27 protein-coding genes and 1 pseudogene are annotated in these 26,410 nt (G+C 37.3%); 10 read left to right on the forward strand and 18 right to left on the reverse strand.

Going from position 1 to position 26,410, the window contains the following annotated elements:
- Nucleotides 1-11: 11 nt before the first annotated feature.
- Both COD92_RS21690 and nagE read right to left on the reverse strand, forming a co-directional pair.
- Nucleotides 12-797 (reverse strand): SDR family oxidoreductase, encoded by a 786-nt coding sequence (locus COD92_RS21690; RefSeq protein ID WP_098532898.1) that lies wholly within the window; start codon nt 795-797, stop codon nt 12-14.
- Between the two features lie 461 nt (nt 798-1,258).
- Nucleotides 1,259-3,148, reverse strand: coding sequence for an N-acetylglucosamine-specific PTS transporter subunit IIBC (nagE, locus tag COD92_RS21695; protein WP_098532900.1), 1,890 nt, complete (start codon nt 3,146-3,148; stop codon nt 1,259-1,261).
- A gap of 228 nt (nt 3,149-3,376) precedes the next feature.
- Between nagE and nagA the strand changes: the two genes are divergently transcribed.
- From nagA to COD92_RS21710, 3 genes are all read left to right on the forward strand, one after another.
- A complete protein-coding gene (gene nagA, locus COD92_RS21700; RefSeq protein ID WP_098532902.1) occupies nt 3,377-4,576 on the forward strand; it encodes an N-acetylglucosamine-6-phosphate deacetylase in 1,200 nt (399 codons plus the stop codon).
- Nucleotides 4,573-5,310 carry a glucosamine-6-phosphate deaminase gene (nagB, locus tag COD92_RS21705; RefSeq protein WP_098532904.1) on the forward strand — a complete coding sequence of 246 codons (738 nt, stop codon included), beginning with the start codon at nt 4,573-4,575 and terminating at the stop codon, nt 5,308-5,310. Before nagA ends, nagB begins: the two co-directional genes overlap by 4 nt.
- Nucleotides 5,311-5,390: 80 nt before the next feature.
- Nucleotides 5,391-6,113 carry a GntR family transcriptional regulator gene (locus tag COD92_RS21710; RefSeq protein WP_098532906.1) on the forward strand — a complete coding sequence of 241 codons (723 nt, stop codon included), beginning with the start codon at nt 5,391-5,393 and terminating at the stop codon, nt 6,111-6,113.
- 102 nt (nt 6,114-6,215) lie between these two features.
- Here the strand turns inward: COD92_RS21710 and COD92_RS21715 are convergent, their stop codons facing one another.
- The gene (locus COD92_RS21715) at nt 6,216-7,214 is read right to left on the reverse strand and encodes a LacI family DNA-binding transcriptional regulator (protein WP_098532908.1); all 999 of its coding nucleotides are present in this window, start codon (nt 7,212-7,214) and stop codon (nt 6,216-6,218) included.
- A gap of 146 nt (nt 7,215-7,360) precedes the next feature.
- Nucleotides 7,361-8,770, reverse strand: a complete 1,410-nt coding sequence (locus COD92_RS21720) for a glycoside-pentoside-hexuronide (GPH):cation symporter (RefSeq protein WP_098532909.1) — start codon at nt 8,768-8,770, stop codon at nt 7,361-7,363.
- A gap of 841 nt (nt 8,771-9,611) precedes the next feature.
- Here COD92_RS21720 and COD92_RS21725 point away from each other — a divergent pair.
- Nucleotides 9,612-10,619 carry a DUF3231 family protein gene (locus COD92_RS21725; protein ID WP_098532911.1) on the forward strand — a complete coding sequence of 336 codons (1,008 nt, stop codon included), beginning with the start codon at nt 9,612-9,614 and terminating at the stop codon, nt 10,617-10,619.
- A 274-nt stretch (nt 10,620-10,893) separates the two neighbouring features.
- On the opposite strand, the gene COD92_RS32965 is transcribed toward COD92_RS21725, so the two are convergent.
- Both COD92_RS32965 and COD92_RS33430 read right to left on the reverse strand, forming a co-directional pair.
- Complete coding sequence (locus COD92_RS32965; protein ID WP_255295289.1) at nt 10,894-11,016, reverse strand: hypothetical protein; 123 nt, start codon at nt 11,014-11,016, stop codon at nt 10,894-10,896.
- Between the two features lie 11 nt (nt 11,017-11,027).
- Nucleotides 11,028-11,216 (reverse strand): alcohol dehydrogenase catalytic domain-containing protein, encoded by a 189-nt coding sequence (locus tag COD92_RS33430; RefSeq protein WP_176541437.1) that lies wholly within the window; start codon nt 11,214-11,216, stop codon nt 11,028-11,030.
- Between the two features lie 117 nt (nt 11,217-11,333).
- Here COD92_RS33430 and COD92_RS21740 point away from each other — a divergent pair, with 117 nt between their 5' ends.
- Complete coding sequence (locus COD92_RS21740) at nt 11,334-12,440, forward strand: oxygenase MpaB family protein (protein WP_098532917.1); 1,107 nt, start codon at nt 11,334-11,336, stop codon at nt 12,438-12,440.
- A 366-nt stretch (nt 12,441-12,806) separates the two neighbouring features.
- The gene (locus tag COD92_RS21745; RefSeq protein WP_098532919.1) at nt 12,807-13,613 is read left to right on the forward strand and encodes a 3D domain-containing protein; all 807 of its coding nucleotides are present in this window, start codon (nt 12,807-12,809) and stop codon (nt 13,611-13,613) included.
- A gap of 249 nt (nt 13,614-13,862) precedes the next feature.
- Here the strand turns inward: COD92_RS21745 and COD92_RS21750 are convergent.
- Nucleotides 13,863-14,756: pseudogene (locus tag COD92_RS21750) on the reverse strand (LysR family transcriptional regulator).
- A 253-nt stretch (nt 14,757-15,009) separates the two neighbouring features.
- Here COD92_RS21750 and COD92_RS32190 point away from each other — a divergent pair.
- Nucleotides 15,010-15,162, forward strand: a complete 153-nt coding sequence (locus tag COD92_RS32190; protein ID WP_176541438.1) for a hypothetical protein — start codon at nt 15,010-15,012, stop codon at nt 15,160-15,162.
- Nucleotides 15,163-15,368: 206 nt separating this feature from the next.
- On the opposite strand, the gene COD92_RS21755 is transcribed toward COD92_RS32190, so the two are convergent.
- The 6 genes from COD92_RS21755 to COD92_RS21780 all read right to left on the reverse strand — a co-directional run bounded on the left by COD92_RS21755 (nt 15,369) and on the right by COD92_RS21780 (nt 20,642).
- A complete protein-coding gene (locus COD92_RS21755) occupies nt 15,369-15,719 on the reverse strand; it encodes a MaoC/PaaZ C-terminal domain-containing protein (protein WP_255286837.1) in 351 nt (116 codons plus the stop codon).
- 2 nt (nt 15,720-15,721) lie between these two features.
- Nucleotides 15,722-16,117, reverse strand: a complete 396-nt coding sequence (locus tag COD92_RS21760) for a MaoC family dehydratase (RefSeq protein WP_098532923.1) — start codon at nt 16,115-16,117, stop codon at nt 15,722-15,724.
- Entirely contained in the window at nt 16,114-17,208 is a 1,095-nt protein-coding gene (locus COD92_RS21765; RefSeq protein WP_176541439.1) for an acetyl-CoA C-acyltransferase, read from the reverse strand. Before COD92_RS21765 ends, COD92_RS21760 begins: the two co-directional genes overlap by 4 nt.
- Nucleotides 17,204-18,670 (reverse strand): AMP-binding protein, encoded by a 1,467-nt coding sequence (locus COD92_RS21770; protein WP_098532927.1) that lies wholly within the window; start codon nt 18,668-18,670, stop codon nt 17,204-17,206. Before COD92_RS21770 ends, COD92_RS21765 begins: the two co-directional genes overlap by 5 nt.
- A 49-nt stretch (nt 18,671-18,719) precedes the next feature.
- On the reverse strand, nt 18,720-19,298 hold the full coding sequence (locus tag COD92_RS21775) for a biotin transporter BioY (RefSeq protein WP_098532929.1): 579 nt from the start codon (nt 19,296-19,298) through the stop codon (nt 18,720-18,722).
- A 381-nt stretch (nt 19,299-19,679) separates the two neighbouring features.
- Nucleotides 19,680-20,642 (reverse strand): helix-turn-helix transcriptional regulator, encoded by a 963-nt coding sequence (locus tag COD92_RS21780; protein WP_098532931.1) that lies wholly within the window; start codon nt 20,640-20,642, stop codon nt 19,680-19,682.
- A gap of 108 nt (nt 20,643-20,750) precedes the next feature.
- Between COD92_RS21780 and COD92_RS21785 the strand changes: the two genes are divergently transcribed.
- Together COD92_RS21785 and COD92_RS21790 are read left to right on the forward strand one after the other, a co-directional pair.
- On the forward strand, nt 20,751-21,230 hold the full coding sequence (locus COD92_RS21785; RefSeq protein WP_098532933.1) for a GyrI-like domain-containing protein: 480 nt from the start codon (nt 20,751-20,753) through the stop codon (nt 21,228-21,230).
- Between the two features lie 16 nt (nt 21,231-21,246).
- The gene (locus COD92_RS21790) at nt 21,247-21,714 is read left to right on the forward strand and encodes a phage tail protein (RefSeq protein WP_480254401.1); all 468 of its coding nucleotides are present in this window, start codon (nt 21,247-21,249) and stop codon (nt 21,712-21,714) included.
- Between the two features lie 217 nt (nt 21,715-21,931).
- Here COD92_RS21790 and COD92_RS21795 read toward each other — a convergent pair whose 3' ends face one another.
- Nucleotides 21,932-22,228: a putative quinol monooxygenase gene (locus COD92_RS21795; protein WP_098532935.1), complete on the reverse strand. Its 297-nt coding sequence runs from the start codon at nt 22,226-22,228 to the stop codon at nt 21,932-21,934.
- A gap of 31 nt (nt 22,229-22,259) precedes the next feature.
- Nucleotides 22,260-22,898, reverse strand: coding sequence for a nitroreductase family protein (locus COD92_RS21800; RefSeq protein ID WP_098532949.1), 639 nt, complete (start codon nt 22,896-22,898; stop codon nt 22,260-22,262).
- Between the two features lie 231 nt (nt 22,899-23,129).
- Here COD92_RS21800 and COD92_RS21805 point away from each other — a divergent pair, with 231 nt between their 5' ends.
- Nucleotides 23,130-23,792, forward strand: a complete 663-nt coding sequence (locus COD92_RS21805; RefSeq protein WP_098532937.1) for a TetR/AcrR family transcriptional regulator — start codon at nt 23,130-23,132, stop codon at nt 23,790-23,792.
- A 332-nt stretch (nt 23,793-24,124) separates the two neighbouring features.
- Here the strand turns inward: COD92_RS21805 and rlmH are convergent, their stop codons facing one another.
- From rlmH to COD92_RS21820, 3 genes are all read right to left on the reverse strand, one after another.
- The gene (rlmH, locus tag COD92_RS21810; protein WP_098532939.1) at nt 24,125-24,604 is read right to left on the reverse strand and encodes a 23S rRNA (pseudouridine(1915)-N(3))-methyltransferase RlmH; all 480 of its coding nucleotides are present in this window, start codon (nt 24,602-24,604) and stop codon (nt 24,125-24,127) included.
- A gap of 101 nt (nt 24,605-24,705) precedes the next feature.
- Entirely contained in the window at nt 24,706-24,864 is a 159-nt protein-coding gene (locus COD92_RS21815) for a CxxH/CxxC protein (RefSeq protein WP_098532941.1), read from the reverse strand.
- Nucleotides 24,865-24,999: 135 nt separating this feature from the next.
- The gene (locus tag COD92_RS21820; protein ID WP_098532943.1) at nt 25,000-26,235 is read right to left on the reverse strand and encodes a S1C family serine protease; all 1,236 of its coding nucleotides are present in this window, start codon (nt 26,233-26,235) and stop codon (nt 25,000-25,002) included.
- Nucleotides 26,236-26,410 lie beyond the last annotated feature (175 nt).

Here is a 26,410-nt window from a genome sequence, read left to right on the forward strand (position 1 = left end):
TTTATATATCATTATAAAAGAGATTCTGCTCCATCAATAAAAATTTCACTTCCAGTAATGTGGCTGGATTGGCTCGAAGCAAGAAAAAGAACCAAGTCAGCCACTTGTTCAGGTTTCCCTGCTGCGTGTTCTAGCGGCTGGCTGCCTTGTGGATATTCGATCGGGATTTCAACTTTTTTCAAGTTCTCTTTATTTTTCCATGTATTTTCATTGATATTGGTTTCAATAGCTCCTGGGCAGACCACATTGACCCTAATACGATACTTGGCAAGCTCCAGCGCCGCCATTTTTCCAAAGCCCATCTGACCAATTTTGGATGTACTATACGCAGACATACCAAAGTTTTTATAGACCCTGTTTCCATTTATGGAACTAGTAATAATGATGCTTCCTCCATTAGACTTCAAATGAGGAATGGCGTATTTAACAGTTAAAAAGGTACTTGTTAAGTTATTAGAAATAGTCAGATCCCAATCTTTCGGGTCCATATCCTCAATCGGTGTAACTTCCCCATTAATGCCAGCATTTGCAAAGACAACATCCAGTCTGCCCCATTGTTCAACCGTTCTTTTGTAGCAGTTTTCTACTTCTTCGGGATTTGATACGTTGGCTTCTAAGACGAGCGCTTCACTGCCCATTTCTTCGATTTGATTTTTAACTTCTTCTACATTTTCTCTGTGCAAGTCTACTAAAGCAATCTTTCCTCCATTTTGGGCAAGCTTTATTGCAGCCGCCCTGCCTATCCCTGATCCAGCTCCCGTAACAAGAGCAACTTGATTTTGAAGTAGTTTCTCCATGTAATAAAGCCTCCTTAAATGATGATGTATATTACTATATCCATCCTAGAGATTTTAAAACTCGAAGAAACAGTTCCTCTTTAATTTACAAGTCAGTATGAATCAACAAAAAAGAAGACGCAGGAAATCGTTATTATGATTTCCTGCCTTTCTTCTTATCTCTGTATGGATCCTATCTTAATTCACTTATGGCAGTGTTGTTTATCCAAACACGAAGAAAAAAGAAAAACGCTTGAACTCCATAACTCGTTCCCCTTCATAAAAACATAGGTATTCGTCCTTATTATATTTAGACTAGTCAGATAATTAGGTGAAAACTCAATAAATGATCCTAAACGACGTTTCCTTGAATTCTGGTGGACAGTTCGACAAACATGGGCTGAATAAGTACAAAAAAAAAATGCCCACAAAACATGGACATTTTTAACTTTCTATTATTGATACGTTCAAACGTAATAGAGTTACTCTATTGAAATAACACCTGCTTCACCCTGTGAAATTTTCCCTTGTTTCTTAATATTTAATTTGGCTAAGTTTGTAAAAACAATAGGAGAAGCAGTAGACGTTGCCGAATTCCTAATCTTTTCTAAATCAAATTTTAGAATTTCCTGTCCTTTTGTGACTGGATCTCCGTCTTTTACAAGGACAGTGAATCCTTCCCCTTTTAAATTAACTGTGTCTAAACCAATATGAATCAATAACTCATATCCCTGTTTAGATTTTATCCCGACCGCATGTTTAGTTGGGAAGACACTCATAATTTCTCCATCAACAGGGGAAACTACAGAACCCTTATCGGGAATAATCGCAAAGCCCTCTCCCATCATCTTTTGTGAAAATACCTGATCTTCTACTTCGGTGATCGGAATAATCTCACCCTCAATCGGCATCACAAAATCCTGTTCATTTAAAGGCAAATATTTTTGAGTTTCAGAAGTTGTTCCTTGTTGCACAGAAGGAATATTAACTGACTTAATATCCAATCGCTTCATAGCATCTGCTACAAACTCTACCTCCGTCCCTACAATGATTTGGAGGTTTGTTTTGTTTAGTTTCATGACGCCCTTTGCACCATGTGATTTTAAGGAAGAATCTCTAACCTTATCCATATCTTTAACATTTAAACGAAGCCGGGTTGCACAGTTATCAATATTAGTTATATTTTCTTTACCGCCAATATCATTAATAAAATGATAAGCCATCGTTTCGTATTTATCTGTTCCTACAGCCGTTTCTATCGTTTCTTTCTCCACGGTTACTTCTTCCTCATCTTCACGACCAGGTGTTTTTATATTAAATGCTTTAATGACTCCATAAAAAACAACAAAATAAATAACTCCGTAAATCAAACCTAGTAATAACAAAAGTAATGGTTTTTGAGCAATATTAAAGTTTAAAATATAATCAATTGCACCAGCTGAGAAGGTAAAGCCATCTTTAATCCCCAACATAGTGACGATTACAAAAGAAAGACCTGTTAACACTGCATGAATTCCATAAAGCAGCGGAGCAATAAACATAAATGAAAACTCAATTGGTTCTGTAATACCTGTAAGGAACGAGGTTAATGCTACACCGACAAACATACCTGCAATTGATTTTCTTTTTTCTTTCTTAGCAGCTGCAATAATCGCAAGTGCTGCACCAGGTAAGCCAAACATCATGATAGGAAAGAAACCTGTCATATAGGTTCCAGCGGTTGGATCACCTTCAAAGAAACGGGCTATATCCCCCGATTTACCTTGAAATGTCCCAAATTGAAACCAAAACAAACTGTTCAAGACGTGGTGCAGACCTAGCGGAATTAGCAAACGGTTTAATATCCCAAAAATACCTGCTCCGATTGCACCTAAACCAATGATCCAGTTACCAACCCCATTGATAGCATCTTGAATGGGCGGCCATACAAATCCTGCAATTCCAGCAATAATAACCATTGTAATGGAAGTTACAATTGGTACAAATCGTCTTCCACTAAAGAAAGCTAACCATTCTGGTAACTTAATGTCACGAAAACGGTTATATAGTAATCCTGAAATTATCCCTGTGAGTATTCCCCCTAAAACTCCCATATTTATATCTTTATCAATGGCTAAGGTTCCTTGTGTTAAAACCAAGTAACCAATGGCCCCTGATAACGCGGCCGCCCCATTATTATCCTTTGCAAACCCCATTGCAACACCGATGGCAAAAATTAAAGCTAAGTTTGCAAAAACAGCATTACCTGCATTTGCGATAAATGGAATATCCAGCAGATCCGGCTGACCAAAACGTAACAGCAATCCGGCTGCTGGTAAAACTGCTATCGGAAGCATTAATGCTTTTCCAATTCGCTGTAGAAATCCTAACATCAGTAATCTCTCCTCTTTCTCATGTAAGCGTTTTTCTTATTCACAATGACCATAGTACCATTGAATTGTTATAGTTGTCTATACCAATAATAAATGAATTTATTGGAAAACCTTGACTGTTTACCATATAATATAAGTAAATACCTATAACAATCGCAAAAAATTGGTATAGACATCTATAATTTGCAGATGATAGAATTACAGGTGTCTAGAAAGGAAGTAATTAAAATGATTACAAATTTTAAACCTATTTTGCTCAAGGGAGTTCAAATATATTCTGAAGATCAATGGATTGAAAATGGCTATATAAAAATAAAAAATCAAAAAATAGTGGAATTAGGAACAACTGAAAATCTTTCCCTACAGGAAGAATTTGAGGTGCTCGACATTCCGTTGTCATTTAAATCTGTTCCAGGTTTTATCGACGTTCATATCCACGGGGTCAATGGAGCAGATACCATGGATGCCACGAAAGAGGCTATGGATATCATGGCCAAGGCACTACCAGGCGAAGGAACCACCAGCTTTCTAGCAACAACCATGACCCAGGAAGAACATCAAATTGAAGAGGCATTAGTGAATGCCGGAACGTACATCAATGGAGAGCAGGCCCCAGGAAAAGCAGAAATACTAGGAATCCATCTTGAAGGTCCTTTTGTGAATAAAAATAAAGCAGGAGCTCAACCCATTCAACATATTATTAATCCAGATTTGGAGTTGTTTAAAAAATGGGAAGAGCTCTCCGGTCACACGATCAAGATTGTCACACTGGCTCCCGAGCAGCCAGGCGGTCTTGAACTGGTGCGGCACTTAAAAGCAAATGGAATGATTGCATCAATTGGCCACACCGACGCAACATTTGAACAAGTAATGGAGGCCATCGATGCAGGAGTAAACCATGTAACACATTTGTACAATCAAATGCGCGGATTGCATCACCGTGAACCAGGCGTGGTAGGGGCAGCATTTTTAAAAGAAGAGTTAAAAGCAGAACTCATTGTGGACGGGGTGCATGTCCACCCAGAAATGGTGAACCTCGCCTATCAGCAAAAAGGGAAAAAAGGAATCATTTTAATTACGGATTCCATGCGGGCTAAATGTCTAAAAAACGGGAACTATGATTTGGGCGGGCAGGACGTAACCGTACGGGATGGCAAAGCCATCTTGAGTGACGGAACTCTTGCAGGAAGTATTTTAAAATTAGGTCAGGGCGTAAAAAATATTATATCTTTTACTGGCTGCCAAATCGAAGAGGCTATTGAGATGGCCGCTGTCAATCCAGCTAAACAACTGAATATTTTTGATCGTAAGGGCAGTATTTCTGTAGGAAAAGATGCTGATATTGTTATTCTTGACGAGAACTTAGATGTCTACATGACGTTATGCCGTGGGAAGGTCGCCTATACTAAAGGAGGAAAAACAACATGAAGATTATTGAAGCAACAGATTATAAAGATATGAGTAAAATAGCTGCCGATTATATAATTCAAAAGGTCAATCAATCCCCTAAAATTAAGCTTGGACTCGCAACAGGCGGGACTCCGATGGGAATCTATTCAAATTTAATTGCCGATCATCAAAAGAATGGGACTTCCTATCAAGCGGTTACAACGTTCAATTTAGATGAATATGTCGGACTTTCTGGAGACAACCCAAATAGCTATCGTTATTATATGAATGATAACTTATTTAATCACATTGACATTCAAAAGAATAACACATTTGTTCCACGTGGAACTGTCGATGATGTCTTAAAAGAATGCGAGCTTTATGAGGATTTACTTACTAAACATAATGGAATTGATCTTCAAATTCTTGGAATCGGCGCAAATGGCCACATCGGATTTAATGAACCCGGAACATCATTCAGTTCCCAAACCCATGTGGTTCAACTAGCTCCTTCCACAAGACAGGCTAATGCAAGATTTTTTAGTAGCTTGGAGGAAGTTCCAACAAAAGCAATTACAATGGGAATTGCCACGATCATGAAAAGCAAAGAAATTCTCCTGCTCGTTTCCGGGGAAGCAAAAAAAGAAGCTTTGAAGAGGCTTTTGACTGAAAATGTAGATGAAAAATTCCCAGCATCTGTGCTCAAAAATCATCCATGTGTTACAATTATTGCAGATAAGGCTGCAATTGCTGGTTTAAAGGTTCACAGTTGAGTTCTTCCTCTCTGTATCCTTTTAAATGAGAGCAGACCGGTTTCCCGAGTTTAAAAAGAAAGGATGCAGTTAAGAGGAGAATGATTAAAAAGGATTCCCCCATCCCAATATATTATCAGCTTCAAGAGCTTATAAAAGATTTAATTGATAAGGGTGAGTTAAGACCTGGTGATTCCATTCCTCCCGAAAGAGAGTATGCCGAAAAATATCAAATCAGCCGGATGACGGTGAGACAAGCTTTCACCCAGCTTGTGAATGATGGATATCTACACCGAATCCAGGGAAAAGGTACTTTCGTTTCGGAGCGAAAAATTGAACAACCACTTCATCGATTAAGAAGCTTTACCGAAGACATGGTTGCTAGAGGGCTAAAACCAGGGAGTCTGTTAATTTCCTTCGAAATTATACCTGCAACTAGTCAAATTGCCAGCCAGCTCGGTATTCAAGAATATGGCCCCGTTTATGAAATTAAACGTATTCGGTTAGCTGATGATGTCCCTATGGCCTTAGAATCGAATTATATATCGGCAAACCTTGTGAAAGGTCTAACGGAACAGATTGTCCAAAAGTCAGTTTATGCCTTTATTGAAGAACAATTGAATTTTCAAATTGATCACGCTTCACAAGTCATTGAATCGTCGATTGCCAATCAAGTGGAAGCCAAATTTTTAAAAATAAAAAAAGGTTCTCCGATCATGCTGATTCAACAACAAACCTTCTTAAAGGACGGAACCCCCGTTGAATATGTTCGGTCTTCCTATCGTGCTGACCGGTATAAATTTATGATTGAAATGAAACGGTAAATCTAAGATAAAAAAGCCAAGACAAGACTAGGATCCTCGACTTTGGCTTTTTTATTTTTTGTTTATAATGTTTACGAGTTCGCAGCTGAAGGGGAATAACCATTATTCCCCTTCAGAAACCGACTTTCTTATGACTAACTCTGTTTCAACAAAAATCTTTTCGCCCTTCATTTCTTGATTTTCAACAGCCTCTAAGATCTTTTCTGCCCCGTGTCTGCTGATCTTTTCAATCGGTTTTTTTACCGTTGTCAATGAAGGGTTTGTATATTGCGCGACTTGAATATCATCAAAGCCGATTACAGATATATCTTTTGGTACATTTAACCCTTTTGCAAAAGCTGCATTGATTGCACCAACTGCCATGTCATCATTTGAACAAAAGACAGCCGTTGGCGGATTCTTTAAGTCCAGCAATTTTTCCATCGCCTTATATCCGCTTTCCATATCATAATTTCCGTTAACAATGTATTCATTACGAATAGGAATCTGCTCATCAATCAGTGCTTTTAAATATCCTTCTCTCCGCTCCAATGAGGATTTAAACCCTTTAATCCCTTCAATAACCGCAATATCCTTATGGCCTTTTTCAATGAGATACTTTACTGCATGACACGAGCCTTCCCGGTCGTTAGATAAGATATTTATAATAGACTGATCGTTGACCTCTCTATTAATGACAACAATAGGAATTTTTTGATTAAGCACATGATAGATAAAAGCATTATCCACTTCGCTTTGGCTCATCAGGATAATCCCGTCGAATCTTTTATGATGAATCGATGAAAAGTCATGATAATCATCTATACCTCTTACAAATAAATTATAATTCTCATTAATCACACTATTAACGCCTTTTACAGTGTCTGCAAAGAAACTAGGTGATGTACCATTTGAAATACTTGTAAAGAAAAGGCCAATGGTATAAGACTTTTGCATGACAAGGCTTTTTGCATTAAAGTTAGGTATATAGTTTAGCTGAGCAGCTATTTCTTGTATCTTTTTCTTAGTTCCTGGCTTTATAAGCGGACTGTCATTTAATGCACGGGAGACAGTCGTATGGGATACATTTGCCAGTTTCGCTATATCTTTAATTGTGACCATTTTTCTCACCCTTCATTTAACCTTCCGCTTCTAATTTTACCAAGAGTACATATGATTGAATACTATTATAGCCGCTTAGCTGTTTTTCTAAAAGACGGGGGAGTGGTTATAACCCCCTAGTCCTTATTCATTGGTCACTCTTATTATTAGAATCTTCCATTTTCCCAACGGCCATTATTTAAATCGTTAGCAACGCTCCTGAATTTATCATCAGACAAGTTGTATAGTAGGCCGAGAATGATAGCAGCAAACAGTAAGGCAACAGCTGGATAAAGAGTCATTGTACCCTTAATTCCTAGAAGTGTACCTGCAGATTGGTGAGCATTCGCAACATAGCCAGTTGCAGCAAGAACACCAGCAGAAACTAGAGCAGCAAGTGATTGTGCAATTTTACGAGAGAAGTTGAATGCTGCATATGTAACACCTTCTTTACGAACACCAGTGTGCCAGTGTCCATAATCAATGGTATCTGAAACAAATGCCCATGTAACACCATTTGAAATGGCTAAAGCGGCATAACCAATCGATACTAAGACAATAAACGTATAAATGTTTGTTGGGATAATAAAGTTTAAACCATCGGCAAGGACACCAATTAAGAGACCTGCCATTGCTGTTTTCTTTTTGCCATAGCGGCGTACTAGCATTGGAATTAAGGCAATACCTGCAACTGAACTACCCATTTGGATGAAGTTAATAATTGGCTGTAAACCCACGTGGCCAAGGTTATATTGGCAGAAATAAATCATCATTGCGTTATTCGTATTCATTGCTGAAATCGTAAACAGAGTCATTAAAATTAAGCACCACAATGGACGGTTTGTGAAGACAACTCGGAAATAGTCTTTCGCTGATTGCTTTTCCTTCCCCTTAACATTCTCAGATTTAATATGTTCTTTTGTATTTTTATAGCAAATCCAAAAACCAATAATACCTATTAATGCCATAATGGCAGCCGTTATTGGATAACCTATTTTTTGACTTGGGAATAGCATCAAGATTGGAACAAAAGCAACACCAGTAACTAATTGAGCACCGATGGATCCTGCTTGCCGTGTTGATGCCATAATCGAACGCTCGCCAACATTCCTCGTCATAACGGAAGCCAAAGAACCATAAGGAACATTTGTAAATGAATAGATTAGCCCCCATGCCATATAGGTACCATACGCCCAAGCAATTTTCCCACCCATTGATAGGTCCGGCATTGTAAATGTAACGACCGTCATAACGGCCAGCAAAATAGATGCAAGCATCATAACAGGACGGAATTTACCGCGTTTACCAGGTGTCCTTGAGTCAATAATGGAGCCTGCCAAAGGATCCATAAAAGCATCAAAAATTTTCGTTAATGAAAAAACACCTGCCGCAGCCGCCGCGCTAATACCAGCAATGTCTGTATAGAAATGCATTAAATAGGACTGACCTAAGTCAAACATGAATCCGTTTCCAAAATCACCAAATCCATAACTAACTTTCTCTTTTGTGGTAATTTTACCTTGTTCCGCCGATCCGTTATTATCTTCCTTTAATTTTTTTGCAAGATTTTCTGTCATAAATACACCACCCTTATGTAATAGGACCTGCATTTTCAATAAAAATCAAATATGAATCCGCTTGCAATACTACCTAAGATATATGATATCTCATTCTTTTAAACTAGTTATCTTGAATGGACATGTAACTTTTTGATATAATTGTTCTGATAAATTTTTTATGAGATTCCCACTTTACTAATATTATTCGCCAATAATACTAGTAATATCGGTGGGGTCTTTTTTTATAGATCAAAACCAAAGAATTCTTATGCATTCTGTTAACAATGCCTTGGAGAATCTTTCCTAATAACTCATTTCTATTTGGCGCTTCCCCATTTTCGGACTGCTGGTTCATTTTTCAAATAAAATTTTCATCTATGAGGTCACGCATGTTTTTCACCATCTTTCTTAATTGTAAATATTGCCTTTTTAAAAAGCCGAATCAGTTACAAAAGGTTTTGTTAACGTTAACAAAATAAATCAAAAAATTTTATTCCGCAATTTCCGCAGTATTGGTTTTCTTACCCATTTTCTTTTAATTGAATGTTAACGTGAACATTTTGCCTGTATTTATAATACCTTGTAAAAAAATTTCTTTCAATTGTTTTTTTAAGCGTTTCCAATAAATATTTAAAAATTCTACAGTAATGTTATGTACAGGGGAACAAACAGCAAAAAAAGACCAAGAAATCAATTCCCGGTCTTCTTAAGTTAAAGCCATTTCTAGAAATGCAGACTTGCTGTTTTTTCTTTGATACTGAATTGGCTTTCATACATATTGGTTGGTATCCTCTATTTTGATAGGCATTGTAATAAATTTCGTTATAAGAGTGACAATAATTAGAAAGGAGTGATTATAATGAGCCAGACAAACAACGACTTGCCTTTTATAGAATTAACTACAAACGAAGTATCTAACCTTTGGTCTTCCTATCTAAAGAACAGTATGGAGCAAAGACTTTTTGAATATTTTTTTGCCAGCACAGAAGATCGTCAAATAAAACAAGTGATAGAAAAGATGTTAAATCAATCTAAAAAGAGCATCAATGAACTACAGGTAATTTTCACCAAAGAAAATCTTGCTATTCCTCGTGGTTTTACTGAAGAGGACGTAAGGATTGACGCACTCAAAGTATTTTCAGATACATTTATTTTGTATTTTTGTTTTGATCTGACACACCTTTCGATGAGTACATATCCAATTGCATTATCAGATTGCACTAGAAAAGATGTTCGAGATCATTTCCAAGTTAATATTGCATTTTCCGTAAAAATCCAGAATGAAATCGTGGACTTAATGTTATCACAAGGAGTATATTTGAAGCCTCCACAAGTCGCGATAGATAGTGAGGTAGAATTTGCAGATTCCATGTTCTATCTAAATGGTTTTTTTGGTGGTTCAAGACCTCTAAATGCTGCTGAAATTTCTAATTTATCCAGAATTGTTCATAGAGCACAGTTTTCAGAAATGGTTTTTGTTACTTTTAATAAATTAGCCAAAGCAAAAGAGGTAAAACAACACTTTAGTAAAGGTAGAGATGGAATAAAAAAAGTATTAGATTCACTTCAAGAAGTTCTTGAAAAAGAAAATATTCCGATATCAGCATCTGGGGATTATAAATTTTCCGATGTAGAGATGTCTCCATTCTCCGATAGATTATTGTTGTTCTTTGTAAATACTTGTCTAGGGATATTCTGTTTTGCCATGATAAGTCAGTCTATGACTTCCAGTCTAAGGACGGATATTGTGTCTAAATTAGAGAAAATATCTGAAGACATGAAGAAGTATTATGGACAAGGTTTACTTTTAGCTATAAAAGAAAAATGGTTAGAGCAACCTCCTCAAGCAGTCGATAGAAAAGTTTAGTTAAAGGTATTATCTTAGGTCAATATACATAAAACTAAAAATCTTTTGGTACTAGTCACCCCATTGAAAAAGCAGCTATACATGTAGCTGCTTTTCGTACTTCTTTAAATAAGGTCACCGAATTGTTGAGCTGCTCCGAGAGCAATTTCATGATAAGAAACAGCTTTTGTATAAGATTTTATTTTTTTTTTTGTAAAGTCAGGTGTCTCACAGATAAAGACGATGTGCCCTTGAAAGGAAAGGATTTCCAGAGAATCCGTTGCACTTTGTCTACTTACTGCATCCACACAGCATCTACATCACACCCGTTGGTGATCTCCATGACTTTGGCCAGAATGTCTTCATCACGGTAATCAATCACATAATCTGTTTGCAGCTGCAACTGTAAACTCTGCATAATCTCCCTTTTTAGTAAGATCCCAATGATATACGACACAATCCCCCTTTTTCCATTGTGTGTGTTACCCCATCACCGGTTTCCGCCACCACTCCTGCTGAGTCTAAACCGAGAATATGAGGATAAACCCAATTAGAATTGCCGCTAATTGCAGTTTGGTAATCAACCAGATTTAAGCTAGCTGCATGAACTTCAACCAATATTTCACTACCTTGTTAACATCAAACACATTTTCATAATAATGTCCTAATAGAAATATATATGTAAAACATTTTAAGTCTTTTGATCTACCAAGGGATAGTAAGAGGGGGAAAGGAATGTTCTATACAGACGATTTTTTGGAGAAGTTACGGATGGAAGGTGATCCAGTTCCGGACCGAATAATTGAAGAAATGTTCAAGAACAGTCAGGTCAGCGCCGTAAATAATTTGTTGAAACAATTAATGCGCAATGACCAAGAGTATCCGGAGGAGCTGCCTGATAATATTGAATGTTGGCTGAAGGATACCGCTTATTGCCCAGAAGGCGTGGACTGGGCACGAATAAGAAACGCAACTGACTTATTTCGGGAACATGGCATTGCCATCACCTTCTTATTATCAACATGCTCACTTGTGTATTGTTACGCGGCACGTAAAGGTGTAAAGGTCCTTACATTCAGTTATCGCTTAGGCCAAAATGCATATCGCAGAATAGCAGAAACGGGGCAATTTGTCCTCCAAGTCATGGCACCAGGCGGACTTGAATCCGGAGGAAAGGGAATCAAAGCAATTCAAAAAGTCCGTTTAATGCATTCAGCCATTCGGCATTTGATAAAAAAAACTGGCAGATGGGACGAAAAAGAAAATGGCATCCCCATTTGTCAGGAGGATCTGCTTGGTACTCTATTAACCTTTTCCAGTGTTATCATTAAAGGGCTGCGCCATTTAGGTATGAAAATAACAGAAAAACAGGCGGAAGATTACCTGTACTTTTGGAAAATTGTCGGAATCATGCTAGGAGTTCGGGAAGATATTATCCCTAAAACCATGGAAGAGTCCAGTCAGTTAGAGGTAATCATTAAAAAAAGACACCACGGGCCGTCTCCTGAAGGAGTCCAGATGACCCGTGCTTTACTTGAATTTCATGCAGGCCTCATTCCCGGTGAGATGTTTGACAACATTATCCCTGCTCTTATCCGAGAAACCGTAGGAAATGAAATAGCAGACTGGATGAAAGTTCCGCACACCAATTGGAAAAAAATTATGAAATTTAAAGAGCTAATGGGCTTTTTTCTTGATTCAGATTATACAGGCTTTTTTGGAAGTACGGTCAATCGACTTGGGCTGGCCTTTCTTAAGCGCCAGTCACTCGTCATGACCGATTATCAATATACCCCATTTCTCATACCTACTGAACTACGAAAGGTTTGGGGAATTGGATAAAGAAGTATAAAACTATGAAAAAACCATTTCATTCCCGTAATGATAAAGCACATCGATTGAAGACTGCCCTCTCTTTCTTAAGTAATTTAACAACTAATCTATTATTAAGGATTATGTGATATCACATAATCCTTTTCCTCCATGGATTTTTTAAGAAAGACATACATTCAAAAATTGCCTCTTTAACTTATTCCTGTAACTAATTGGCTAAGGTTCCGTAGATAGAATATTCATTTGTTTCAGAAATATTATCGCAATATAAATGCCATAGATGTAAACGATTTAACATCTCCCTGTTCTTTGTCTCAGAAATATCTATGTTACTATTATGAAAAATTAGCAACCAAAGAACATGGGGGGAAAAGAATGCTTAAAAGAATAATGATAACAATTTTAGCAGTTGCTATACTCTCAGTAACTGTAAGTGCTAATGTACAAGCTGCAACTATTACAGTACAAAAAGGTGATACCCTTTGGGATCTCTCACGTGAGAATAATACATCTTTAGAAAATATCCAAAAGTGGAATCGCCTTACTACGGACCTTATACATCCCGGAGATATTCTAACCATTTCACCGAAAAAACAATATACTGTTAAACAAGGTGACACACTATGGGACATCTCCATGGATAATCAAATAACTGTTTCGCAACTTAAAGAGTGGAACGAATTACATACCGATCTTATCCATCCTGGTTTAAATCTACTAATCTTTGATAGTTTAAATACTGTGAATAACACTGTAACTGAAAAACAGCCTATACCTGCAGCCCAAGCACATAAGGAAAATGCACCTGCAGTATCAGCTACATCAACAAGTAATACAAGTTCAAAGGAAAGTGTCCCTGCGGTACCAGCAGCATCAACAAATAATACAAGTTCAAAAGAAATTACAGTGAAAGCAACTGCCTATACGGCTTCGTGTGAGGGATGCTCTGGTACTACGGCTACTGGAATTGACCTTAAAGCAAACCCAAATGCAAAGGTCATCGCAGTTGACCCATCTGTTATACCACTTGGCAGTAAAGTTCATGTAGAAGGCTATGGTGAAGCAGTCGCTGGAGATACTGGTGGAGCCATTAAAGGAAATCGAATTGATATCTTTATTCCTTCTGAGCATGATGCAATCAATTTTGGAGTAAAGCAAGTAAAGGTAACAATATTAAACTAACATGCTAAAAACCGTCCTAACCTGAGGTTTCAATCTACTAAAAAAGCCCTGCACCTCCTTTTAAATAACAAGGGGTTGCAGGGCTTTTTGAATGAACATTCGAGTTATACCTTTTTAACAAATTCAGATTTTTATTTCATCGCTCCAAAACCCTCAATTTTGCAGTCAACCTCCACGCTGTTACTTATGATACGGTTCACCGTGACCTTTAAGAATTTGAATCTAAAAATCAGCGTTAACAACATGGGGTTAAATCTTTTTTGAAGCATTTGTATCCAATGTCTCAATAAAATTCACAAAAGCCTTCACGACATTCCATTCCAAGGATTCCTTATGGTAATACATCCATGTTCTGCGTAATATAGGATTTCCTTTTTGATCCGTTAAAACTATTTTATATAAATCACCTATATCATTAAGAATACGGCTGGACAAGAAGCCATAGCCTAATCCATTTATAACCATTTCCTTACAAGTATCAACCTGGTCCACTTCTATACTGATAAAAGGCGGCTGTGAATAGTTTTCTGCCCACCAATTATCAATTAATGATTTTAATAAATAATCTCCGTTATAGTCAATTCTAGGGAGATTTGGCAAATCAACGATATCAATCGCTTCCCTCGATGTAACAGAAACTGTTTCTTCAAATAATAAATGTTTCTTCAGTCCTCTGCAGCTATAGTCGCCGCGAATAAAGCCAATATGAACATCCTTATTGTGTATAAGTTTCGTTACATCTTTACTCCAACCTGTAATCACTTTAAATTCCACATGAGGATACTGGCTTTTAAATAATTTCAAAATATAGGGCAGTTCATAATTAGCAAAAAAGTTGGATACACCTAATTTCAATGTTCCTACAACTTCATTTCCTGCGTTATAATTCATATTCCTAACATGCTCTTTTATTTTGTTATATTGAGCAAGGATATCGTCGGCACACTAAACAAGATATTCTCCCTGTGGGGTAAAATGAACTCCTCTACTTTCACGGGTTACTATTTTGACACCTAATTCTTCCTGCATGTGCTTTAAACGGTTGGTTAATGCAGGTTGGGTAATAAACAAAAGCCGTGCTGCTTTTGTTAGGTTCTTCTGACTATAGAGGACCTTCAGTATTTCCCAATCACGATAATCCACCATCTTAACCCAAATTCCACCATATAAAAGTTTTTTATATGTCATTATAATTTTTTAGCATTTTATATATTTCCATTATTGCATTATCATTAATCCGTAGCAATTAATAATTAAATCTTCAATTCCTGGATTGAAACTTCATTAAAGCTAAATCAACTTTAAGGTTAAACACAGCATATGTCTTCTGTAGCCATATTTATTGATATTCTGTTTGCAGGACAGAAAAAACGTAAAAAAAATAGGAGGAAATTTTATGTGGATTATAACTCGTTATTTAGAATCAAACATTTCCCTGTTTGAATTCGAAACTGAAGAAGAAGCAAGAGAGGCTCTCAAAAACATGAAGGGCTGTAACATTCTCTCTGAAGTTGTATATTTCAATGATCCCTGTTTTCAAGTAGCTTAAAATATTTTCATTCTAAGGAAGGATTGAAGGTGGAAATTCAAGGTTTCCGGTTACTAGGTGATTCCCTTCCATTGAATGAGGGGGGCTGTCAAGCTCCTTTGTTTATATTGAAATAAGAGCCTAATCTTAGGCTCTTATTTTTTAATACTTTGCTAGAATTTTGAGGAGATTCCTCTTGGACTCACACATCTTTCCAGTATAAATCATCAGGGATTTCCTCTAACTACTATCAAACGTCCTTTTACGACTATCTTTTCTCCACATTTTCCTTCTACTCTTATTTTATTCTCCGCTTGTTTGATAGTCAGTGTTACTAGACTTCCCACAAAAACAGGGGAGATAAAGGTAAATTCATACTGACTCAACAACTCTTGTGGAATGAGAGCTTCATTCGAAAGTACACTTAACACTTTGGCCACTGTTAGCATTCCATGGGCAATTTTATTAGTGAATCCTTGTTGTTTCGCCGCCTCCATATCTAAATGAATTGGATTGTAATCACCAGAAATGACAGCATATTGTTCAACGTCCTTTTCGGTAATTTGAAAAGTAATCATATTCAAGACAAACCACCCACAATCAAATCAGATATTCCTTCAAAACAAAGTTTTCCATCCCTATTATATAAATATAGAGTTTGTTTAATAAAAGTAACGTTTTGACGTTGAAATTGATCTGTAACTTCAACTATCGCTCTATAGACCTCATCAATGTACATTCTCTTATGCTGGATACATTTCTGTTTTCGATGAATAACAGGATGTTGTAGCTCCAAAGGGGAGGCAAGCCATTTATAAGCCATCATTGGCATGGTTGGATGAAGAGGGATCGTTTCGAAACCATAGTCTTTTGCCCTCTCCAAATTCTGATAAATAGGATTTCGATCACTAATCAATTGGACAAATTTTTGGACATCTTCTTTAATAAAAATAATCTCATGTTCCTTAGTTTTCATGTTACCACCTCGAATAGGACTGCTACTCCAACTCCTCCACCACTTCCAATCGCGGCTAGTACATATTTGATATCCTTTCGTCTTTGTACTTCGTAGAAAAGCCTTGTGATCATGATACTTCCCGAAGCTCCATAAGGATGTCCTAGCGTTAAAGCTCCTCCGCAAACATTTAACTTGCCATAAGGAATAGAAAGTTCTTTTGTACAGGCAACAATCTTAGAAGAGAAAGCTTCGTTTATTTCAATTAGGTCAATGTCCTCAATGGTTAACTGGTTTCTTTTTATTAAGGCTTGAATAGCAGGAATAGGAGCTTCTCCTGGATAAGTCGGAAGTACACCTGAGACTTCGCTATCCAAAAAACGTAAAATAGGATGGTATCCATTATTTAATGCCATGTTTTCTTCCATGACAAGTACAGCCGAAGCCCCGTCATGTATCCCACAGCTGTTCGCTGCAGTAACTGTACCGTTCCTTTTAAATATAGGCTTCATCCTGTTTAAAAGTACTTCCATCTTTCTTTTCCTAAAAAACTCTTCATCTTGGTAGAGATCACCAATTCTAATAATCTCTTGATTAAAATATCCTTTTTCGTAAGCTTCCCAGCTGCGTTTATAGCTTAATAGTGCATATTCATCCTGCATTTCCTTTGAAATAGCATATTTTTCAGCCACATATTCTGCTGCAACCCCCATATCTGGGTCGCCAATTTTTTCAGGAGAAAATCTTGCTCTAGCTGGAAACGGAGAGGTACTCGTACTTTCTACACCACCAGCAATATAACAACGGCCAGCTCCGCCTTGGACAAAGTAACATGCCATTCGAATCGCCTCTAATCCTGCACTACATTGACGGTCAATTGTGATTCCCGGTACAGAAAGAGGAAGTCCTGCTTCTAATGCAGCAACTCGAGCTACGTTTCCACCTGGCCCAACTACATTTCCCAAAATGATGTCTTCTATTTTTTCTTCCAATCCATTCGCTAAATGTTGGAGGATAGGAGCTGCAAGCTCATGTGGCTGAATATCTCGTAAGATTCCACCCATTTTTCCAATTGGTGTTCGTTTCGCTTGGACAATTACCGCTCTTTTAATCATTGACCACCTTTTTTTCCATTCGTTTTATTAGCTCGGCACGAGCTATCTTGCCACTCGTTGTATATGGCATTTCAGATAGAAAAAACCACTTTCGTGGAATTTTATAAGAAGATAAATGAGCCCTACAAAATCTTTTTAACTCTAATTGGCTACTTTTTCCTTTCACTACCGCAGCAACAACCTGGCCCCAATACGAATCTGATAGGCCTATTACAGCAACTTCTTCGACATCTGGATGTAAGGAAAGCACTTTTTCTATTTCTTCAGGAAAAATATTTATTCCTCCATATAAAATCATATTTTGTTCACGACCTACAATATATAAAAAGCCATCTTCGTCCAAATATCCCATATCATGGACTGTGGCCCACCCCTCTTCATCTTGAATTGAATGAATAGTCCTTTCACCATGATCAAAGTACCCATTTATCATCAATTTACTTCTTACATATATTTTTCCGGTCTCAGTTGGCTTTGCTAATTCCTGATCTGGACGCCGTATTTGTACCTCTACACCATAACAAGGCTTTCCGACAGTTGTAGCCTTCTGAATACCTTCACTATCAGGAAGTACAGTAATGAAACTCAATTCACTAGCCCCATAAAACTCGTACATAGTCATGTTAGGAATCATATTACGGATTTCTAATTTAGATCTATCCGACCATTTTGCACCAGATGAAATAATTTTTATAGACTTATCGACTTGAATTCCTTCTTTCAAGAATGCTTCTACCATTGTCGGAACTACATATATCGTTGTAATTGGAAAGGAATGTATCCATGATAGTCCTTCAATAGGAGAGAACTTATCTAAAAGAAAGACGGTTCCACCTAAATACAAAATGCTAATGGCTCCGTACAGAAAATGAGAATGGGTTAAGGCACCAGAAATAAGAACTTGATCAGATTCATCTAACCCGAAATCAAAACGATTGCAATCAAAGCTAGCCACCCACGAATCTTGGGAGCGAACAAATGCTTTTGGTTTTCCAGTCGTACCAGATGTAAATCCAATGTAAAAAGGCAGATTTCCTTCCGTTTTCAATACAGTTGTAGGATCGAACTGAGAGATTTGCTGTAAACTATCATCCAAAATCATTACATTTGGAATACTTTGTTTGATTTGAGAGTAAATTTCTCTAGTTGTGACAATGATAGATGGATCCGAAAGTATCACCCTTTCTTCCAATTCGGTTATCTTCCATTTCAAATCATATGGAACAGCAATCCATCCTGCCTTGGCGGCTCCTGCAAAGAGCTGTAGGAAAGGGATACCGTTTGGCAAAAGGATGCCTATTGTTTTATTTTCTGAATGAAAAGAATGAAGCCAATTCGCTGTTTGATTGATTAATTCATACCATTCTTGATAACTGATTTGTTGATGATTCGTATGGATTGCGATTTTGTCTGGGGATAATTTTGCGAAAGTCTTATATGATTCTGTAATATTTCCCATGATAAATCTCCTCTATAAAAAAGAGACACATCTTGGTGTCTCTTAAGATTTAGATATTTTTAGATAAGTTATTGGAATAACTTGTTGCTAATGAGCGTGAAAAAACTGGGTGTTTTCTTAGTCTGTAAACTAAAATAGAAGCTAGTATGGCTTTTAAGACATCCCCTGGGATATAAATTAAACTTAACTGAACAGCTTTTAAAAGAGGAATGCCCATCATAAATGCTTGGACAGGAATTCCAATTAAATAGATTAATAGAATTCCAACTGTCAGATTAATAAATAAAATATGTTGTATTTTTAAAGTTTGAAAACGTGATAGTAGATAACCAATACAGAAAGCCGTAATAGGCCATGAAATTATATAACCAACACTTGGTCCGACAAATACACTTAGTCCACCTCTTCCTCCAGATAGAAGAGGCATTCCAGCAGCGAGAAGTAATAAAAAGATCGTTTGGCTCATCGCACCTAATCTTGCTCCCAATGCCCCTCCCGCAAGAAGAACACCTAGAGTTTGTAATGTAATGGGAACTGGTGTAAAAGAAAGCATAATAGGCGGAACTACTCCTAGAGCACCCATGACAGCGGCAAACACACCTACAAAGGTAATTTCTTTAATTTTCATTCTTATATCTCCTAATCATCAATATGTACTTTTTACAACTATGATAATAATGAATCTCATCTTAAATGTCAACCAAATTATAAGAATAGTTAACAATTAAGACATCTTTATTCAAAATAGTATGAATTTGTTATTGATAGGAAATTTACAGGCAAGGAAATTCAGAAAATCCTACGAGATAAATTACAAACTTGTAGTGATTCACTAATTAGTTTTCTTCCATTTCTCTACGTTTTTTCTTGAAATTACAGTATAGAAAATACTATTAACCTCTTATAGTATATTCAAGATTCAGAAACCTCCATCTCCTGTGGGTGTGCAAATAGAGGTGGGACTGGCAACTGGACAAACTCAAAATTTAGAGGTTTTAACTGGCACTGCTTATGGGCAGTATAGGAATAATCTCTTTTGTAAACCTTCTAAGACTTCTTCTGGTAATTCCCTGACCTTGATATCCTCACCTAGGAAAAGCAGCCAATTTGTTATTTCGGTCAATTCTTCTGAATTATTGACATTGATAAAAGTCTTTAGAATGGCTGTGCTTTGGTAAGGATTCGTATAGGAAATTGAAACTTTTAAAGGATTGTATTTTTTAAACTGGGCAATCGCCTTTGGACCAAGTTCAAGGACAAGGTTGATTACTTCTTCCTGCTTCCTTAGTCTTTCTAAAATTTTTTTCTTACTTAATCTTTTTTCCATAGGGTATGGTTCGACATTGGTGAGATTGTCGACAGGGAAAATCCTCCTCTTTTCATCCTTTACATCAAAGCCATCAATCAGCCAACTGCCTTTTTCACGATAAAGGTGCAAAAGAAAAATTGGATATGAATTGATTACCTTCTCTTCTTGGATGGTAATCAATAAATAGCGATCCGAAAGAAGGATTTGGATGAGTTTTTCTAACATAGGATGGGGTAGGTCTGACAGTTCAAGCAGGTCGGGATTATTGGGGTTGGTCCCTTCAAAAAGCAAGATTTGATTTAAAAGAACAAGGTCATCTTGCTGGTTTTCTGAGATGAGGCCTAATAATTTTTCAGCTAAAGACTGACGACTCTTTAGATAGGGGAGCTGTTGATTTCTTGTAGCCATAAAGGCAATAAAAAGAGCCTTGATCTCATTATCAGTAAAGCGAACTGTGGGCATCACAGAGTTGTTCATGACAAAATAACCCCCATCCCTTCCAACTTCAGCGACAAGCGGCATCCCCATGGCTTCAATTTCTCTGATATCTCTAATAGCTGTCGAACGAGAGATGTTAAATTCTTGCATGATCTCAGAAATTGTAAAGTGGGATCGGTTGTTGATATACCGCATAATGATATTAATTCGTTCAACTTTTTTCATCGGGGCCTCCTAAACAGTATCATTTTTTGACACGATTAAAGACTATTATAAACTCATCAAGTGAGAAGACAAATCATTTGATAATTTTAAAAAAAGGAAGGTTTTAATATGGAAAATTATACATTAGAAGAAAAAGAAAGCTTTACCGTTTTAGGTATTGGAACTGAGCTTAAGAGCGTTTACACCGACTTTGCTGGCATAAACAAGGAAAAGGCAGACTTTTGGTCGGCCGTCAAACAAGATGGAAGGCTTGACATGTTAAAAGCCATAGCCACCAATGATTACATTTTTGCCGTGAATGAGGCGGTGAATAACAAGATGATGCATTATGCTGGCGTCATGACAGAGGCATCGCTACCAGAAGAATCAAGAGTTATCCAATTCCCTAAGGGAGAATACCTGGTTGTTAAAGGGGAAGAGAAAACGGCTGATGAGTTGAGTAATAAGCTTACTGGCATTGCCTTTGGTCAAGTCTTGCCAGAAGCAAAGAATTTTGCATATGTTGGCGGGCCAAATGCAACGGTTGAGATGGGGCAACGAAACGGCTTAGTATTTGGTGAAATGTGGATTCCTATTGTTAGGAGATAAAGAAATAAAAGGAGTGATGGAATTGTCCATCGTTGATTTTAAAAATGTGTCTACGGTCGGTTTAGAGTCTTCACCCGCAGCAGAAGCACTCGCTGGTTTACGTGCTAATGAAGCTCGTTACTTTATGAACAAATACAAGCATGATTTTACGGTTGTACCAGCTAGCGAAAGCCAGGAGACCCTTGATTATGTGAGCCGAATTTTGAAAGAAGAACGTGATATTGAGTTTGCGGCCAAACCTTTAGAAACGTCGCGTTTTCAAGTGGAAAATATCAAATTTGCCTACGTCTTTTATGAGGATGGTCTTGGGGTCAACGTCATGTATACGGTTGATGATCCTAAGAAGCGGGCCGTTGGTTTTAAACTTTCTGAGGGGATGGAGGTACCAAAGGAATTAGAAGGGAAGTTTAAGTTTGCTAGACAGAAGTCTAAACTAGCTGGAACCATTCGGGGCTCGTTTTTTGTCATTAAAGGAGAATATTAAAGTAAGCATATGCGCAAGTGGAGAAATTCAGCTATTCTTTTTCTTCATATGAAAAAGAAAATCCTGACTGAAAATTAACGAAACTGCTAAAAATCTTATAGAAGAATACGATGGAGTGTCCCCTAATTTCTTTATTATAGACGCAAAAAAGGAGGTGTCCCTAAATTATACTTTTGGGACACCCTTTCTATTTTTCATTATATTTAAGAATACAATTCTATACTTTTAATGGCTTTCCTTCAAATGCTTTAACCTCTAATGGTGCACTCAAGAAGTCTTTTGCTTTAGCTACGAACTTAGTGAAGTGATTGCCTGAATTATGGCTGGTAACAGCTTGCATATCCTGCCAAACTTCCACCATCGTATATACATTTTCGTTTTCTACATCTTTTTGAAGACGATAAGAAATATTTCCGTTCTCTTCTCTTGAAGAAGCGATTAGTGGCTGGATTTCCTCCAGAAAAATGTCCTGCTTCACTGGATTTATATGGAATGTAGCATGAATAATAATCATTGCACCTCAATCCTTTCTTGTTTATATTTCATTACTTCCATTGTGTGACATGGTCAATTGGGAGACGTACAGATGGATATCCGTTATCTGCTGCTTTACCAATAGAGATCAACATAACTGGAATATAACGGTCTTTATCCAATCCAAAAGCTTCGGCAATTTGGTCCTTTTCATATCCGCCTATTGGATTTGTATCATATCCATAAGCGCGGGCAGCAAGCATGAACTGCATAGATACTAGACCGCCATCCACCAAAACCACCTCTTTCATCTCTTCGCGTGAAATGGTTTCAAAATAGCCAGTAAAGGATGCATGAATTCGTTCTTTTACTTCTAAAGGCATAAATCCTTTATCTACCGCTGCGCCGTAGATTTCTTCGAATTTCTCAAAATTATTCAAATCACCAAAAACAGCAATAACGGCTGATGATGTTTCAACCTGGGTCTGATTGAAACGAGCCAGTGGGGCAAGCTTTGCTTTTGCCTCAGGGCTTTCAATCACAAGAAAGCGCCATGGCTGCATATTAACTGAAGATGGAGCACGTGTTGCCAATGTAAGAATTTCCGTCATCTCTTCGCGGCTAATTTTTACTGATTGATCGTAATTTTTTATGGAACGGCGTTCTGTTGTAATTTTATTAAAATCATTTGTCACTTGTGATGTCGTCATGTTAGTCATTTTTATCTTCTCCTCTTTTCCTATTGAGTATTTATTCTAATGTTTGTAAAAGATTATTGTTTTCATTCACTTTAGACAATATGTATATAAATTGTCTAAAATGTTGACTATATAACCATACCTTACTTTCCTTCCGTTGTAAACTAGGAAGAATTGGAATACCAGAATCTTCATTCACTGTATTGGATTATGATATAATTTCGGGATAAAGGGAGTGATACTTTGAGAAAAATTGCACCTGGTGAAAGACAGATGATGAGAAGGGCCTATGTAAAAAAAATGATTGATGTCGTTCGTACCCAAGGATTCCTTTCCCTTACCATTCAAGATATTGCCCGCACGATGAATTTGAGTCGAGCTTCCTTGTATAACTATTTTTCATCAAAGGAAGACATCATCATGGAACTAACTAATATCTGTATTGATTATATAAATGAAGCTGGTCAAGCCATTTCCAACGAAGAGTTATCTTACCCACTTCGTTTTCGAAAAGTGTTTGAACAAGCTGTTTTTTCAGCTATTTATGCTTCAGATATTTATTTGAATGATTTAAAAAGAAGCTGCCCACTTCTTTATGATAAAAAGATGCAATCAAGAACAGAACAATTGTCTACCCTTCATTCATTTTATTTCAATGGCATGAAAGCAGGAGTCTTTAATAAGCTGAATCCCACGATCATCATTATGCAGGATGAAACTGTACTAAGAAAACTGGTTAATTCCCCTTTTTTAATGGAAGAGGAGCTCTCATTGAAACAGGCTTTGTACGATTACTATGAGGCGAAGAAATTCCAGGTGCTGAAGCCCGAATTCCTAAAAAACAAGGAAAACGAGGATATCAATGAAATGGTAGATTGCATTCTTCAAAAACTTACAATGACTTAATCGTTCACTGAAACGTACGGCCTTAACTTAACTGAATGCATATTACATCCAAAAAGATTGATATCAGCTAAAATCCAGCAGGGTTTATATAGATAAAGGCTATTATAAAGAAGGAGCTGTCTGATAAGTCCCTAAAATAAAGCAGGTGGAGAAAAATCATTCGTTTTTCTCCACCTGCTTTTGTATTTTTAGGATCATTTTCTGAAAGTAGCTGGCGACATGCGCGGGATGATTTTCTGGTATCAGTGCAACCTAAAATAAAATAAGAGGGGGCTACCAAAGATTAGTAGTTACCTGACTTTTTGGACAGCCCCATTTCTATTTTTAGAAAATTACTTATGATACGGTTCATTCCTATTAATCCTAAACGCCCGATATATTTGTTCAACTAGGATTAACCTCATTAGTTGATGTGGAAAAGTCATCCTTGAAAAAGACAACTGCTCATTTGAGCGTTTGATTACCTCATCACTCAAACCCAGCGATCCCCCGATCACAAATGCAACCTTACTTTTTCCATAGGTAGCTAACTGATCTAAGTTTTTAGCCAACTCCTCAGATGACTGAAGTTTTCCTTGAATCGCTAACGCAATCACATATGTATCCTGGCTGATTTTAGATAAAATCCGTTCGCCTTCTTTCTGCTTCACCTGCAGCATTTCAAGCTCACTTAATTCCTCAGGAGCCTTTTCATCTGCAACCTCCACCATTTCAACTTTTGCATAAGCAGTTAATCTCTTTAAATACTCCTCGATTCCCTGCCGTAAATATTTCTCTTTTAACTTACCAACCGTTATGATCGAGATATTCACAATCCACAACCCTTTTCAACTTAATTACAAACAGCTTACAAACAAGATATCCACAGAAGTTATCCACATATTCACATTTTTTATCCACATCTTGTATGGAATCATTTGTTCGCCACCATATATACAGCCTGTTTTTCACAATATTCACAACTAGCAGTTGATTTATCCACAGATACTTGTGATAAAACTGGATAAGTCTGATACTTATCCACAATATCATCTAATGCAATGTCAACATGCTCTTCACAGCTATAAATCATTCTTACTCCTCACTTTCAAACAAATTCATTAAGATTATATTTACCTTTCCAACGGTTATCATACTTTTGGCCTCATCCATCATAACATACAAATATTAATGGGAAAGTGAATGACTCACTTTCCCAAATTAATGCTTATTCAAGTTTTTCGCCTGACAGCGTTAAAGTAGTCTCCTTTAACTTTCCTTGACGATAATACTTAACCTTTAATTTCTCGCCAATTTTCTTTTTCTGATATAAATGTTTTCGAAGGTCAATCACATCGTTTATTTTTTCCCCATCCATTTCAACAATGACATCCAGCTCTTGTAATCCTGCTTGGGAGGCTGGTGAATTTGGCATTACCTGACGAAGGGCGACACCATAATTGACATCACGAGGTAATTTTAGTGATTCCTCTTGATAATACGCTGGAATTTCACTCACTGACTTTAAATCCACACCCATATATGGACGTTTAACAACGCCAAACTGTTCAAGATCATCAATGATAGGTTTAGCGGAATTAATCGGGATGGAGAGACCAATCCCCTCAACAGCCTCCTGAGATATTTTCATTGAATTAATGCCGATGACCTGTCCCGCCATGTTGATTAACGCTCCGCCGCTGTTACCAGGGTTAATTGCAGCATCCGTTTGTAATACCTCAGACTGCCAATCAACCACACCATCCTGGTTGATATCAACAGGGATGGTCCTTTTTAGACCTGAAATAATTCCTTGGGTTACAGAACCAGAAAAAGTTGCCCCAAGCGGATTTCCAATTGCAATAACTGGTTCTCCCATCTTCAGACTGTCAGAATTACCGAATTCCGCCACTTTTTTAATCTTACTTGCATCGATCTCAAGCACGGCTAAGTCTGTCCAAACGTCACTGCCTAGCAGCTTAGCAGGAATCTTTGTTCCATCATCCAAGCTTACCTCAAGTTTTGTTGCACCCTCTACAACATGATGGTTCGTCACCACATAGGCTTTATTGCCTGCCCTTTTATAAATAACTCCTGATCCGGTCCCAGCAGCTTCTTCTGATGAATCCCCATTATCAGACCAGAAACTTGATGATTGGATATTATTAATGCCAACGACTGCAGCACCTGTTTTTTCAACCGCTTTTGTCGTATTTGTATTTACGTCATATGAAACCTTCTCGACTACATTCTGCTGGTTATCATTAGTATTTGTTTCTGCTGCCTGATTTTGATCTGTTGCTAGTTTATAGGGCAATACTCCTTGCTTTGATAGAGTTGGAATGGCAAGGATCACAATAATTGCGCCTATTATTGCACCGGCCAGGCTGGCGAGAAACACACTGCCTCTTTTACCTCTCTGCTCTCGGTAGCGTCCCTGTGTATGATCGTCATAATAACCCATTTACACCATTCCCTTCTTCGAAAAGTGTTATTTACTATTTTGGCTCCTACCATCCATTATAATCAATCTTCCTGAAATTACTAAAGATAACGTTTCCCTTAATAAGAAAAGCGCAAGCGCCTTGGTCAGCTCCGATATAGGGCGACTTGTCAACAGGCCGGCGAAAGCAGGGTCA

The sequence above is a fragment of the Bacillus sp. AFS037270 genome (genome assembly GCF_002585305.1).

Bases quoted from the DNA above. Each gene is read 5' to 3' on its own strand.
- COD92_RS21690 (WP_098532898.1), bottom strand. From the start codon at position 797: ATGGAGAAACTACTTCAAAATCAAGTTGCTCTTGTTACGGGAGCTGGA.
- nagE (WP_098532900.1), bottom strand. From the start codon at position 3,148: ATGTTAGGATTTCTACAGCGAATTGGAAAAGCATTAATGCTTCCGATA.
- nagA (WP_098532902.1), top strand. From the start codon at position 3,377: ATGATTACAAATTTTAAACCTATTTTGCTCAAGGGAGTTCAAATATAT.
- nagB (WP_098532904.1), top strand. From the start codon at position 4,573: ATGAAGATTATTGAAGCAACAGATTATAAAGATATGAGTAAAATAGCT.
- COD92_RS21710 (WP_098532906.1), top strand. From the start codon at position 5,391: ATGATTAAAAAGGATTCCCCCATCCCAATATATTATCAGCTTCAAGAG.
- COD92_RS21715 (WP_098532908.1), bottom strand. From the start codon at position 7,214: ATGGTCACAATTAAAGATATAGCGAAACTGGCAAATGTATCCCATACG.
- COD92_RS21720 (WP_098532909.1), bottom strand. From the start codon at position 8,770: ATGACAGAAAATCTTGCAAAAAAATTAAAGGAAGATAATAACGGATCG.
- COD92_RS21725 (WP_098532911.1), top strand. From the start codon at position 9,612: ATGAGCCAGACAAACAACGACTTGCCTTTTATAGAATTAACTACAAAC.
- COD92_RS32965 (WP_255295289.1), bottom strand. From the start codon at position 11,016: ATGCAGAGTTTACAGTTGCAGCTGCAAACAGATTATGTGATTGATTAC.
- COD92_RS21740 (WP_098532917.1), top strand. From the start codon at position 11,334: ATGTTCTATACAGACGATTTTTTGGAGAAGTTACGGATGGAAGGTGAT.
- COD92_RS21745 (WP_098532919.1), top strand. From the start codon at position 12,807: ATGCTTAAAAGAATAATGATAACAATTTTAGCAGTTGCTATACTCTCA.
- COD92_RS32190 (WP_176541438.1), top strand. From the start codon at position 15,010: ATGTGGATTATAACTCGTTATTTAGAATCAAACATTTCCCTGTTTGAA.
- COD92_RS21755 (WP_255286837.1), bottom strand. From the start codon at position 15,719: ATGATTACTTTTCAAATTACCGAAAAGGACGTTGAACAATATGCTGTC.
- COD92_RS21760 (WP_098532923.1), bottom strand. From the start codon at position 16,117: ATGAAAACTAAGGAACATGAGATTATTTTTATTAAAGAAGATGTCCAA.
- COD92_RS21770 (WP_098532927.1), bottom strand. From the start codon at position 18,670: ATGGGAAATATTACAGAATCATATAAGACTTTCGCAAAATTATCCCCA.
- COD92_RS21775 (WP_098532929.1), bottom strand. From the start codon at position 19,298: ATGAAAATTAAAGAAATTACCTTTGTAGGTGTGTTTGCCGCTGTCATG.
- COD92_RS21780 (WP_098532931.1), bottom strand. From the start codon at position 20,642: ATGAAAAAAGTTGAACGAATTAATATCATTATGCGGTATATCAACAAC.
- COD92_RS21785 (WP_098532933.1), top strand. From the start codon at position 20,751: ATGGAAAATTATACATTAGAAGAAAAAGAAAGCTTTACCGTTTTAGGT.
- COD92_RS21790 (WP_480254401.1), top strand. From the start codon at position 21,247: ATGGAATTGTCCATCGTTGATTTTAAAAATGTGTCTACGGTCGGTTTA.
- COD92_RS21795 (WP_098532935.1), bottom strand. From the start codon at position 22,228: ATGATTATTATTCATGCTACATTCCATATAAATCCAGTGAAGCAGGAC.
- COD92_RS21800 (WP_098532949.1), bottom strand. From the start codon at position 22,898: ATGACGACATCACAAGTGACAAATGATTTTAATAAAATTACAACAGAA.
- COD92_RS21815 (WP_098532941.1), bottom strand. From the start codon at position 24,864: ATGATTTATAGCTGTGAAGAGCATGTTGACATTGCATTAGATGATATT.
- COD92_RS21820 (WP_098532943.1), bottom strand. From the start codon at position 26,235: ATGGGTTATTATGACGATCATACACAGGGACGCTACCGAGAGCAGAGA.